The following is a 12912-nucleotide window of genomic DNA, read 5'->3' as shown; positions in this document are numbered from 1 at the left end:
TTGTTTTCAGTTCGTCGGATGGGCAATTTCGTCGGCCGAGAAATTCCCGGTAGTCGGAGGGTTTAGGCAAGAGCGTCCACAATCTCGCCAAATGCAATCCGGCGAATCGTCCCGCCGTCTTCCTTCAGCAAAAGTGCCCCGTCGAGATCCAACCCGGCGTAACGGCCTGAAAAGCGGGTTCCAGAGGCATTCACGGAGATCGCCTCGCCAGGTGTCCCCGCGAAGCGCTGCCATTCCGCACAAATGACTGGAAAACCAAGCCCTAATTTCCAATCCCCCATGCGCCGCCCCATCGTGGCGTCCAAGCTCGCAAGCAGGGCCGAGCTGTCAGTCACCATCCCGTGGTCATAAAGGCATGTCACGGCCCGGTCGAGCCCCTCGGGGCTGGCTTTAATGTTAACGCCGAAGCCAATCACACAAGCGAGCTGGCGCGCCTCGATCACGCTGGTCTCGACCAATATCCCGGCACATTTTGTCGTTCCAAGCAGCAAGTCATTCGGCCACTTAAGCCTGAGGTTGCCTGCTACACGCTCAAAGCCCGGTTGTTCTGCGACGGCTTCCCGCAATGCGAGGCCGGCGACAAGGGAGAGCTGAGTGGCGGTTATCGGCTCGCAGGCCAGCCTGATGAGGAGGCTCGCACTGAGATTTCCGGGCGGCGATGTCCACGTACGTCCCTGCCGACCTCGTCCGCCAGTTTGTTTTTCGGAGGCAACCCAAAAGGGGCCCGCCTCACCAGCGAGGGTGAGGCGCATAGCCTCGGCGTTCGTCGAGGCGCATTCTTCGAGCTGCAAAACTGGAGCAAAGAACTCAGAGTGATCACTCATTACGTCAGATGCACTTGTCAAAATCTCAGCGATTTAGCTGCCGCACCAGCTGCGTCAACGATAAGTCCGCCGACAAATGGCGTCGCAAATACGAAGATGAAAACTAAGGACGCAGCCATTACGAAGCCAAGCTTCCCGGACACCGGCGCGAATTTCTCTTCCGGGTCCTTCACGAACATAATGAGTACAATGCGAATATAGTAGTAGGCACCTACGACACTCGCCAAAACGCCAATGACCGCGAGCGGGAAGAGCCCTGCCTGAACGGCGGCGCTAAACACGTAAAGCTTGGCAAAGAAACCGGCGAGCGGCGGGATTCCAGCGAGCGAGAACATGAGCATGCCCAGCGTAAAAGCCATGGGCAGATTTGTCTGGGCCAGTCCCGATAGCTGATCAATTTCTTCGATCATCTCGTCGCCGCGGCGCATCGACAGAATGCATGCGAACGTTCCCAGCGTCATCACGATGTAAATCACAAGATAAATGAGAACGGCTTGCGCTCCCTCATGCGTTCCGGCGGCAAGACCGACGAGCGCAAAGCCGACATGACCAATCGACGAATAGGCCATCAGCCGCTTGATGTTTGTCTGGCCGATCGCAGCGAACGAGCCGAGCAACATCGACGCGATGGCGACAAACCAGATGATCTGGAGCCATTGCGGTTCAAGACCGGGGAAGGCTACGCCCAGCGAGCGCATCAAAAGCGCCATTGCTGCGATCTTCGGTGCGCTCGCGAAGAACGCTGTCACAGGCGTTGGCGCCCCTTCGTACACGTCGGGCGTCCACATATGGAAAGGAACCGCAGACACCTTGAAGGCAAGACCGACAAGGAGAAACACGAGGCCCACAATCAATCCGACGTTCTGAGCGGCATCGTGGGCTTGGGCGACTCCGGCGATGACGGGGAAGCTCGTCGAGCCTGTGAAGCCGTAGATCAACGATGCGCCGTACAGCAGCATGCCGGAGGCCAGGGCGCCCAGGACGAAATATTTCAAACCCGCTTCACTTGACCGAAGATTTTCCCGCTGCATCGACGCCAAAACGTAGAGCGCCATGCTCTGCAATTCGAGGCCAAGGTAAAGCGCGATGAGGTCGTTGGCGGAAACCATCATCATCATGCCGACCGTGGAGAGAAGTACGAGCACCGCGTACTCGAACTTCATCAGTCGTTTCTTCTTCAGGTAATCCACCGACAGCAAGAGCGCGCCGGCCGAACCCAACAGCACCAGCAGTTTTATAAACCTGCTGAAGCGGTCAACGACAAAGGCTCCCTCGAAGAGTTGCTCGGTCTTGGGCGGTTGCAGAACTATAAGCGCCGCTGCGGCAACGATCAGCAAGAGGGCCAGCCACGTAATCTGCTCGCCGGATTTTTCGTTGTCGGGACCGAAGGCGCCCAGCATCAGCAGCGCCATCGCGCCAACCGCTAGCAAGATCTCGGGCAGGACCGGAGCGTAACCGACCAATATGGACATGCGTTGGTCCCTTCCCTTATTGCGCGGCGACCGCTGCGGCCTGGCCGATAGCAGCTTGATAGTTCATCACGAGATTCTTCACCGACACCGCCATAACATCGAGCAGTGGCGCCGGATAGAAGCCGAAGAAGATCGTCAGGATGACCAACGGAGCAATGATGGCGATCTCACGCGGTTTCATATCCGCAATGTTCATCAGCGACTGCTTTTCGAGCGGCCCGAACACGACACGACGGTAGAGGTAAAGCGCATAGCCCGCCGACAGAATGATGCCCGTCGCCGCAAGGAACGCCACCCACGTATTGGCTTGAAACGCCCCGAGCATGGTCAAGAATTCGCCAATGAACCCAGAGGTCCCCGGCAAACCGACGTTGGCCATAGTGAAGACCATAAAGCAGAATGCGTAGATGGGCATACGCGCGGCAAGTCCACCGTATGCTGCGATTTCGCGCGTGTGCATTCGGTCGTAGATGATGCCAACGCAGAGGAAGAGCGCTGCCGAAACAATGCCGTGCGAGAGCATCTGGAAGATGGCGCCATCGATTCCCTGATGCGTGAACGTGAAGATGCCCATGGTCACGAAGCCCATATGCGCCACTGAGGAGTAGGCGATGAGCTTCTTGATGTCTTCCTGCGCGAGTGCCACGAGCGACGTGTAGATGATGGCCGTCACGGACAAGACGAAGATGAGCGGAGCCAGCTCATGGCTTGCCAGCGGGAACATCGGCAGCGAGAAGCGCAAGAAGCCGTAGCCACCCATCTTCAGCAGAATGGCCGCCAGGATGACCGAACCCGCAGTCGGGGCTTCAACGTGCGCATCCGGCAACCAGGTGTGGACCGGCCACATCGGCATCTTCACCGCGAACGAGGCGAAGAACGCCAACCACAACCACCACTGCATGTCGCGTGGGAACTCTGTCTGCATCAGGGTCGGGATATCGGTGGTCCCGGCCTGCCAGTACATCGCCAGCATGGCGATCAGCATGAGCACTGAGCCCAGCAACGTATAGAGGAAGAACTTGAAACTCGCGTAGATGCGCCGCTTACCGCCCCAGATGCCGATGATGAGGAACATCGGGATGAGACCGGCTTCGAAGAACAGGTAGAACAGGATCAGATCCAGCGCGCAGAAGACGCCGATCATCAACGTCTCAAGCACCAGGAACGCGATCATGTATTCCTTGACGCGGTGGTTGACGGATTCCCAGCTCGCCAGAATGCACAGCGGCATCAGGAACGTCGTCAGGATGACGAACAGCATCGAAATACCGTCGACACCCATCTTGTAGCGCAGGGGCCCGAGCCACGCGTGCTCTTCCACGAACTGGAAATCAGCCGTCGTTGGATCGAAGTTGAGCCAGATCAACAATGATATAACGAAGGTGAACAGCGTCGCGTAAAGCGCGATCCAACGGGCATTGCGATCGCCCGCCGGTGTGCTTGGCAAGAATGCGATGCATAAAACGCCAAGCAGCGGCAGGAAGGTGATGATCGATAGGATCGGCGTAGTGGTCAGATTCATTGGCCAGCTCCACCTGTCATCACGAGGCTGCGCAGGAAGTAGGTCAGGATCAGCGCGACGCCGATCAGCATGGCGAACGCATAGTGATAGATGTAGCCGCTTTGCAGTTTGACGACGCGTCCCGTTGTCCATTGCACGCTGTCGGCCGTGCCATTGATGGTGCCATCAATGACGGCGCCATCGCCCGCCTTCCAAAGGAAGCGGCCCAGACCTTTGGCGCTCCTGACAAACAGCCAGTTATAGAGTTCGTCGAAGTACCACTTATTCAGCAGGAACAGGTAGATCGGGCGGAATGTGCGTGCCGTCGCTTCGGGCAGCCAGGGAGCCTGGACGTAGAAGATCCATGACAGCGCAAAGCCTGAAGCCATGGCCAGGAACGGTGCCCAGTAGACCCACTCTTCGACGTGATGCATGTCGTGAAGAATGTGATTTGAGGGAGCGGTGAAAAGCGCCTTGCCCCAGAACTCAGCGTAGCTTTCCCCGATGAAGTAGGGCGCGAACACAAAGCCTGCGACAACGGCACCAAAGGCCAAAACGAACAACGGCACGAGCATGACCCAAGGGCTTTCGTGGGCATGCTTGAAGACGTCAGGCGCGGCGCGCGTTTTGCCGTGGAATGTCATAAAGACGAGCCGCCACGAGTAGAACGCGGTCAGGAAGGCCGTGAACACGAGCACCCAGAAGACGAAGTTGCCAGGCGTGTGCGCGGCGAAGGTTGCCTCGATGATGGCATCCTTTGAGTGGAAGCCTGCGAACCCAGCCACATGCGGAATACCAACACCGGTCAAAGCCAGCGTGCCGATCAGCATCATTGCCCAGGTGATGGGAATTTTGCCGGCGAGGCCACCCATGTTCCGCATGTCCTGCTCGTGATGCATTGCGTGGATCACGGACCCGGCTCCGAGGAAGAGCAAAGCTTTGAAGAAAGCATGGGTGAACAGGTGGAAGATGCCGACGCTATAGGCCCCGACGCCCAAGGCTGCAAACATGTAGCCCAGCTGAGAACACGTCGAATAAGCGATGACCCGCTTGATATCGTTTTGAACGAGGCCGACGGTAGCTGCGAAGAATGCGGTAACGGTCCCAACCAGCGTCACGACCTCGAGCGCAGTGGGTGCATACTCGAAAATGGGTGATAGCCGGGCGACCATGAAGACACCGGCGGTTACCATCGTTGCTGCGTGGATCAGGGCGGAAACTGGAGTTGGGCCTTCCATCGCGTCCGGCAGCCAGGTGTGCAGCAGGAACTGCGCCGACTTACCCATGGCTCCCATGAACAGCAGCAGGCACAGCGTCGTCAGAATATCGACCTCGTACCCGAGGAAGTTGAACGATTTGCCGGCGGCCTGCGCGGTCGCTTCAAACAGCGGATCGAAGTTCAGCGTGTTGAAGACGAAGAACAAGCCGAACATGCCAAGCATGAAACCGAAGTCGCCGACACGGTTCACGACAAAAGCCTTGATAGCGGCGGCATTCGCTTCCGGCTTCGTGTACCAAAACCCAATCAGCAAGTACGAGGCGAGGCCAACGCCTTCCCAGCCAAAGAACATCTGAAGCAGGTTGTCGCTGGTCACGAGCATGAGCATCGCGAAGGTAAAGAGCGACAGGTAAGCGAAGAAGCGAGAGCGGCTAGGATCTTCGTGCATATAGCCGATGGAGTAAACATGCACGAGTGCAGACACAGTCGTCACCACAACCAGCATGACGGCCGTCAAGGTATCGATGCGTAACGACCACGCGATGTCGAGTTCACCGGAGGTGATCCATCGCATAACCGGGACGCGGGCCGTCTCGGCATCGAAGCCAACGCGCACAAAAGCAACCCACGAGAGAACGGTGGCGATGATGAGCAAGCCGGTCGTGATGAATTCCGAGGCCCGCGCTCCGATAAAGCGCCCAAATAGCCCGGCAATCAGCGCGCCAACAATCGGCAGAAAGACGATGGCAAGATAAATCATGGAGGCCGGCTCCTAGCAGCGCGGGCTGCTAGCCCTTCATCATGTTGATGTCTTCGACGGCGATGGAGCCGCGATTGCGGAAGTAGACGACGATGATGGCAAGGCCGATGGCACTTTCGGCCGCCGCCACGGTCAGGACGAACAGAGCGAACACCTGGCCGACCAGATCACCTAAGAAATGAGAAAACGCGACCAGGTTGACGTTGACCGCCAGGAGCATCAGCTCGACCGACATCAAAATGACGATGACGTTCTTGCGGTTGAGGAAGATTCCAAAGATGCCGAGCGTGAATAAACACGCGGCAACCGTCAGGTAATGCCCGATGCCGATATCCATCTCAATTCCCCCTCAACCCGCGCACATGGCGGGGCCTGATGAAGTGCGGCTCAATCATGAATTCTGTCCTTGGCTAGAAGGAACGATGGCGCTGCCGGACGGAACCTTCACGACTTCAACGGCCGTAGCTGGATTACGTGCGACCTGAGCAGCAATCGATTGGCGTTTCACGCCTTCCTTGTGGCGCAGCGTCAGTACGATTGCGCCGATCATCGCGACGAGCAAAATGAGACCAGAAGCCTGAAAGAAGTAGACGTACTTGGTGTAGATGAGCCGGCCCAATGCCTCGGTATTCGCGATCCCTGATTCTATTGGCGGCGTTGCAGCCTGCAGCTTTCCTGCGGTGCCAAGATCGAACCCGTGGACAATGAACAATAACGCCAGCTCCACCAGGACAATGCCGCCGACGACGGCGCCCACAGGGGCATTCTTGATGAAACCCGCCTTCAGCTCGGCGAAATCGACGTCAAGCATCATAACGACGAACAGGAACAACACTGCCACAGCGCCGACGTAGACGATGACAAGCAGCATCGCCAGGAACTCGGCACCGAGCAGCACGAAAAGTCCCGCTGCATTGAAGAATGCCAAGATCAAGAACAACACCGCGTGAACCGGATTGCGCGCGATGATGACCATTGCCGCCGACGCGATGCATAGGACAGCGAACACATAGAAGAAGAAGGCAATCAACGTCATTTCGATCCCGCGTGCTTTTCGTCGTCCCTGATGGACCTCCGACCCGACGGTCCGTTCGCTTGTTCAGTTCGCATCGCCCTGGCGGCGACGCGCCATCTCCTGTTTCACTGCCGCACAGTGGCCTTGCCACAGCCGTCGAATTTTGGCGCTGCGCCAAGGCCAATAGAGCAATCCGACCGCTGCCACCGACGCGTAGAGCGTCGACATGTCCGGCCCCTGCCGCGCGGCACGCCACACAAGCCAGACCGTCAGTGCGACGGAGGTCGCGAGCAGGAATAACTGGGCCCAGGCCCAACGGCGCTCCTGTCGCACCTGATCCATGGCCATAGCGGCGTACTGGTCGAGTTCCTCGTCACTCAGGACCTTGAGAAGCTCGCCCCAGCCCTCACCGGAATTTAGCGTCGAGCCCAATGTTCTTTGCTATCTCCCTCTCCCAACGATCGCCGTTATCAAGGAGGCGTTCCTTGTCATAGAACAGCTCCTCTCGGGTTTCGGTGGCAAATTCAAAATTTGGCCCTTCCACGATAGCCTCGACCGGGCAAGCCTCCTGGCAAAGACCACAATAGATGCACTTCGTCATATCGATGTCGTAGCGCGTCGTGCGGCGTGTGCCGTCATTGCGCCGGGGCCCAGCCTCAATGGTAATCGCCAAGGCCGGGCAAATTGCTTCGCACAATTTGCAGGCAATGCACCGCTCCTGGCCATTCGGATAACGCCGCAGCGCATGCTCCCCGCGAAATCTTGGGCTGAGTGGCCCCTTTTCGAACGGGTAGTTCACCGTCTTCTTCGGCATGAAGAAGTAGCGCATGGCGAGAAAGAACGCCGAGACGAACTCGGTGAGGAACATCGACCTGACTGCTTGGGCGATCGCCATATTTTAATTCGCCTCCAGGTATCGTCGAACCGCATAACGGGCGGGGGTCCGCCGCGAATATGCCGTAACAATCGGGCCCAGGACATACCTGAGCGTCATCAATAAGGCCAGCCCTTAGAGAGCCGTAATCCCGTCATTACTCCAACCGGTTGTCCGGCTGTGCGCATTCACACGAACCCGCCGTATTGGAGGACGCCGGCAACCACGACGACCATCAGGAGCGACAACGGCAGGAATACCTTCCACCCCAGGCGCATGAGCTGGTCGTAGCGGTATCGTGGAACCATCGCCTTGACCATGGCGAACATGAAGAACACCGCCACGACCTTCAGGAGGAACCAAAAGAACCCAGGGATCCAGTTGAAGGGCGCAACATCGATCGGCGGCAGCCAACCGCCCAGAAACAGGATCGTAGTCAAGGCGCACATGGTGGTGATGGCCACGTACTCGCCGAGCATAAACAATAGATAGGGGGTCGAAGAGTATTCGACCATGAAGCCTGCCACGAGTTCAGATTCAGCTTCTGGTAGATCAAAGGGCGGCCTGTTCGTCTCGGCCAGGGCCGAGATGAAAAACACTACGAACATCGGCAGCAAGGGCAGCCAGTACCAGTCGAGGAACGAATTCGGCAAACCTATGCCGGTACCGAGCCCCTCCTGCTGTGCATTCACGATTTCCGTAAGGTTCAGTGAACCGGCGCAAAGCAGCACGGTGACAATGACGAGGCCGATGGAGACTTCGTAGGAAACCATCTGCGCGGCTGAGCGCAGGGATCCCATAAACGGGTATTTCGAGTTCGATGCCCAACCGCCCATGATAATGCCGTAGACACCGAGGGATGAGATTGCCAACAGGTAGAGAACCCCGACATTGAGATCGGCGATTACCCAGCGCCCCCAATCGTTTTCACTCACTGGGATTACGGCCCAAGCAGTGAGTGCAAGAGTTGCCGTGGCGACCGGCGCGGCGAGAAACACGCCTTTATCGGCTCCCGCCGGAATCACAGGCTCCTTGAAAACGAACTTCAGAAGGTCGGCGAACGATTGGAATAGTCCGAAGGGCCCGACGACGTTGGGTCCCTTGCGCATTTGCACGGCAGCCCAGACCTTACGATCCATCAGCAGCAAATAAGCGATGATTAGCAGCAGGCCGACGATCATCAGGAGGCTGAAGCCGATGACCGTCAGCAGCCAGATTCCGTAGGTCCAAAGCGTGTCTATGGTTTCCTGCGTCATGCCTCTGGGCTCATCTGGTATTGGACGGACGCTTCGTCCGTACCGAACGGCGTCACGCGGGCGTCGGTTGCCGCGGCGGCTTTCAACGCGCTTAACTGGGCCATGACACGGGATGCGCGCGCGATGGGATTGGTGAGGTAGAAGTCGGAAATCACCTCGGCAAACGGCGTATCACTCACTTTGCCCTCTCGTGCGATGAGTGCCGAACAGGGATCTTCCGTAGCCGGGGTGACGTCGTCAATACGCTGAAGTTGAGGGGCCTGCTTGTACATGGCAGCGCGCAACTCGGTCAGATTATCGAAGGGCAGGGTATGACCGAGCTGCGCCGACAGCGCCCGTAAGATCGCCCAGTCCTCCTTGGCTTCCCCCGGGGCAAAGACCGCTTTGAGCCCCAACTGCACGCGTCCTTCGGTGTTCGCGTAAGTGGCGCTTTTTTCTGTGTAAGCGGAGCCGGGAAGGATCACGTCCGCGCGGTGTGCGCCCGCGTCACCATGGCTGCCTTGGTAGATGACGAACACATCGTCAGGCGGCGGCATATCGAATTCGTCAGCACCCAGCAGATAGAGCACTTCAAGCCCGTCATGCTTGGCAAATTCGAGCATGCCGGCCGTATCAAGGCCGCCTTTGCCAGGCACGAACCCAAGGTCCAGGCCTGCAACGCGTGCGGCGGCAGTATGAAGCACGTTGAACACGCGCCAGTCGGCAGCTTTGTCTTTTCCTGCGGCTCGTGCGATGCGTGCAGCAAGAGCCATGACCGCTTCGCCGTCAAACCGCCGATAGGCTCCGGCTCCAACGATCACCATTGGCGCCTTCGCCTTGCTCAGAATTTCTGCGAAGGCATGTTTTCCATCGGCCAGCTCAGAAAGCGCGGCAGGCCCTGTTCCCAGATGTTCGTAGCGATATGTCAGGGGCACCTGAGCCCCAACGAGAGCAATCTCACAACCGCCCTTTAGATAGCGCTTGCGAATACGCGCGTTGAGAATCGGGGCTTCCAGACGCGGGTTCGTTCCCACGAGGAGGATCGCGTCGGCGTCGTCGATGCCCTCGATTGTCGTGTTGAACAGATAGCTTGAGCGCGGAAGCGAGGGATCAAATGCTTCGTGGGCTGCGCGGCAATCAACGTTGGCCACACCCATGCGATCCATCAAGGATTTGAGTGCGAACATCTCCTCGGCGCCACACAGATCGCCTGCGATAACGCCGATCCGGGAGGCTTCCGTCTGAGCTAATTTCTGCGTCACTACCCCCAGCGCCTCTTCCCACGTCGCAGGACGCAGTTTGCCGCCACGGCGGACGTAGGGCTGGTCAAGCCGCTGTGTCTTGAGGCCGTCCCAGACGTGACGCGTCTTATCCGAGATCCACTCCTCATTCACTGAATCGTTGTTCCGTGGAAGAATGCGCATGACTTCCGGCCCGCGCGAATCGACCCTGATGTTGGAACCGACGGCGTCCATGACGTCGATCGTTTCGGTTTTCCGCAGCTCCCATGGCCGCGCCGTGTTGGACCACGGGCGATGGGTGAGTGCACCCACAGGGCACAGATCGTTGACGTTGGCGGAGAGCTCAGAGAGCATTCCGTGCTCAAGGTAGGTCGTTATCTCCGCGTCTTCACCGCGTCCGATGAGACCCAATTCGTCGACGCCGGCAACCTCAGTCATGAAGCGCACACAGCGCGTGCAATGAATGCAGCGGGTCATGAACGTGCGGATCAGCGGGCCGAGGTACTTTTCTTCAACAGCGCGCTTGTTCTCAACGTAGCGCGAACCGCCGACCCCATAGGCCATCGCCTGGTCCTGCAAGTCGCACTCGCCGCCCTGATCGCAGATTGGGCAATCAAGCGGGTGGTTGATCAGCAGAAATTCCATCACACCCTCGCGCGCTTTCTTAACAAGCGCGCTCTTGGTGAGAATGACGTTCGGCGAACCGTCTGGATTGGGGCGCAGTTCGTTCACGGTCTGCGCGCATGAGGCTATGGGCTTTGGCGCGCCTTTGACCTCGACGAGGCACATGCGGCAGTTGCCGGCAATGGACAATCGTTCGTGGTAGCAAAACCGCGGAATCTCGGCGCCCGCCTGCTCGCAGGCCTGAAGCAGCGTGATACCGTCTTCAACCTCGATTTCAGTGTCGTCGATGATGAGCTTCTTGGACATTGGTTCTCCCGCGCAGAACCGCTTCCGGCGTCGTCGACAGCCAGGCTCACAAAGTGATGTTTCCTGGTAACGCGTGAACGACGCTATGGAAAGAGTGACATGCTGACCGGATCGTCGGCACTCCTGTAACCGCTAGAACCCCACAAGCGCAAGCGACATTGCCGCAAAGCCCAAAGGTCGATCAATCTTTTGGGAAATTGAGCCCCATTTCACGATAGCGTTCAGGATCGCCCTCCCATCCTTCGCGGACCTTGACGAACAGGAACAGATGAACTTTCGTCTCAAGTATCCCTTGGATTTCCTGACGTGCCTGCGATGAAATCTGCTTGATCGTCTGTCCGCCTTTGCCCAGCACGATGCTCTTCTGACTGGCGCGCCCGACAAAGATCGTCTGTTCGATACGAACAGATTTATCGCGCAGTTCCTTCCAACTCGTCGTCTCCACCGTAATCGCGTACGGTAATTCCTCGTGGAGCCAGTGATATATGCGCTCGCGTGTGATTTCGGCCGCCAACAAACGCATGGGCGCGTCCGAAATATCTTCTTCGGGATAGTGCCAAGGCCCTTCAGGCGCCGCTGCGGCCAACCAGGTCTTCAAATCCTCGACACCATCGGTATTTAGGGCCGAGATCATGAAAACCCGCTCGAACGGAACGCGCGCGGACAACTTGGCCGCAAGATCAAGCAATGTCGCCTTGTTGGCGACCCTGTCGACCTTGTTGAGGATTAGGATGCGCGGTAGCGAGATATCCGCCAGCCTACCGACAATCGCGTCGACGCTTTCCTCCAATCCCCGTGCGGCATCAACGATCAAAGCAACGATATCTGCCTCGCCCGCCCCACTCCATGCGGCATCAACCATGGCCCGATCGAGCCGTCGTCGCGGCCGGAAAATTCCCGGAGTATCGATGAAGATAAGTTGGCTCGGGCCCGATATCGCAATGCCACGAATGGGAGCCCGGGTCGTCTGAACCTTGTGGCTGACGATCGTGACTTTGGCTCCCACGAGGGCGTTTACGAGGGTCGACTTTCCAGCATTCGTCGCGCCGATAATGGCAACAAAGCCACACTTGGTGCCTCCCGGCGTGGCAGCTTCTGAATTAGGCATTGTCATTGGTTACCCGCCGCACGCCTTCGCGCTGCAAAACAGAACTCGCCGCAGCCTGTTCGGCTGCGCGCTTGGATGGGCCTTCGCCACGGCCCGGCTCAGTGCCGTCGATTTGTACTTCCGCTATGAAAACGGGTGCGTGATCGGGGCCGGTCCGAGAAATCTCCACATAGCGCGGCAACGGCATTCCGCGGCCTTGTGCCCACTCCTGAAGTGCAGACTTCGCGTCCTGGTCGCTACATGATGGTTGACGGCACTGTGGCTCCCATAGGCTGCGCACGGTCGCGCGGGCCTTAGGAAAGCCACCGTCGAGAAAAATTGCAGCAAGCAGGGCTTCCATGGCATCGGCCAAAATCGTGTCCTTGTCACGCCCGCCATTGTCGGATTCGCTCGGAGAAAGAATAAGGTAGCGTCCGAGATTTATCTGTCGCGCTACGGTGGCGCAGGTTTCACGGCGTACGAGTTGATTGAATCGGCGTGCAAGATCGCCCTCGCGGGCGGTCGGCATCGTTTCGCCGAGCAATTCGGCCATCACCAGCCCGAGCACTCGATCTCCAATAAATTCGAGGCGTTCGTTATCGTCGGTATCGGCGTCCACGCTGCGCGCACTTGAGTGCGTCAACGCGCAGCGCAGCAAATCATGCGACTTAAATTTATAGCCCAGCGCCGTTTCAAGCGCCTTCAGGTCTTTGTTCTTTTTGATCATGCGGCCAGTTAAGTAGGCCAGCATTCG

Annotated in this window: 12 protein-coding genes; all 12 read right to left on the bottom strand. The window is 58.0% G+C overall.

The genetic code is table 11. The features are described from left to right. Window positions 1-62 precede the first annotated feature (62 nt). Window positions 63-824, bottom strand: a complete 762-nt coding sequence (locus tag BLS30_RS12615; protein WP_090229180.1) for a biotin--[acetyl-CoA-carboxylase] ligase — start codon at window positions 822-824, stop codon at window positions 63-65. A gap of 17 nt (window positions 825-841) precedes the next feature. Beyond that, entirely contained in the window at window positions 842-2296 is a 1455-nt protein-coding gene (nuoN, locus tag BLS30_RS12610) for an NADH-quinone oxidoreductase subunit NuoN (protein WP_046478823.1), read from the bottom strand. A gap of 16 nt (window positions 2297-2312) precedes the next feature. Beyond that, window positions 2313-3812: an NADH-quinone oxidoreductase subunit M gene (locus BLS30_RS12605; RefSeq protein ID WP_046480530.1), complete on the bottom strand. Its 1500-nt coding sequence runs from the start codon at window positions 3810-3812 to the stop codon at window positions 2313-2315. Window positions 3813-3814: 2 nt separating this feature from the next. Continuing rightward, complete coding sequence (nuoL, locus tag BLS30_RS12600; RefSeq protein WP_090229178.1) at window positions 3815-5776, bottom strand: NADH-quinone oxidoreductase subunit L; 1962 nt, start codon at window positions 5774-5776, stop codon at window positions 3815-3817. Between the two features lie 28 nt (window positions 5777-5804). Then, window positions 5805-6113, bottom strand: coding sequence for an NADH-quinone oxidoreductase subunit NuoK (gene nuoK / locus BLS30_RS12595; protein WP_046478828.1), 309 nt, complete (start codon window positions 6111-6113; stop codon window positions 5805-5807). A 54-nt stretch (window positions 6114-6167) separates the two neighbouring features. Further along, window positions 6168-6812 (bottom strand): NADH-quinone oxidoreductase subunit J, encoded by a 645-nt coding sequence (locus BLS30_RS12590; protein ID WP_090229175.1) that lies wholly within the window; start codon window positions 6810-6812, stop codon window positions 6168-6170. 63 nt (window positions 6813-6875) lie between these two features. After that, complete coding sequence (locus BLS30_RS12585; protein WP_090229173.1) at window positions 6876-7223, bottom strand: hypothetical protein; 348 nt, start codon at window positions 7221-7223, stop codon at window positions 6876-6878. Further along, window positions 7198-7686: an NADH-quinone oxidoreductase subunit NuoI gene (nuoI, locus tag BLS30_RS12580; protein WP_046478833.1), complete on the bottom strand. Its 489-nt coding sequence runs from the start codon at window positions 7684-7686 to the stop codon at window positions 7198-7200. Before nuoI ends, BLS30_RS12585 begins: the two co-directional genes overlap by 26 nt. A 167-nt stretch (window positions 7687-7853) precedes the next feature. Next, entirely contained in the window at window positions 7854-8921 is a 1068-nt protein-coding gene (gene nuoH / locus BLS30_RS12575; RefSeq protein ID WP_090229170.1) for an NADH-quinone oxidoreductase subunit NuoH, read from the bottom strand. Further along, entirely contained in the window at window positions 8918-11071 is a 2154-nt protein-coding gene (nuoG, locus tag BLS30_RS12570) for an NADH-quinone oxidoreductase subunit NuoG (protein WP_046478836.1), read from the bottom strand. Before nuoG ends, nuoH begins: the two co-directional genes overlap by 4 nt. Before the next feature lie 181 nt (window positions 11072-11252). Then, window positions 11253-12179: a GTPase Era gene (era, locus tag BLS30_RS12565; protein WP_046478838.1), complete on the bottom strand. Its 927-nt coding sequence runs from the start codon at window positions 12177-12179 to the stop codon at window positions 11253-11255. Continuing rightward, on the bottom strand, window positions 12172-12909 hold the full coding sequence (rnc, locus tag BLS30_RS12560) for a ribonuclease III (RefSeq protein WP_244466771.1): 738 nt from the start codon (window positions 12907-12909) through the stop codon (window positions 12172-12174). The genes era and rnc overlap by 8 nt, the downstream gene beginning before the upstream one ends. Window positions 12910-12912 lie beyond the last annotated feature (3 nt).

This window comes from Filomicrobium insigne (assembly GCF_900104305.1).
GTDB lineage: Bacteria > Pseudomonadota > Alphaproteobacteria > Rhizobiales > Hyphomicrobiaceae > Filomicrobium > Filomicrobium insigne.
Note: the sequence above shows the minus strand (reverse complement) of the source record. Positions and strands in the feature narration are given on the sequence as shown.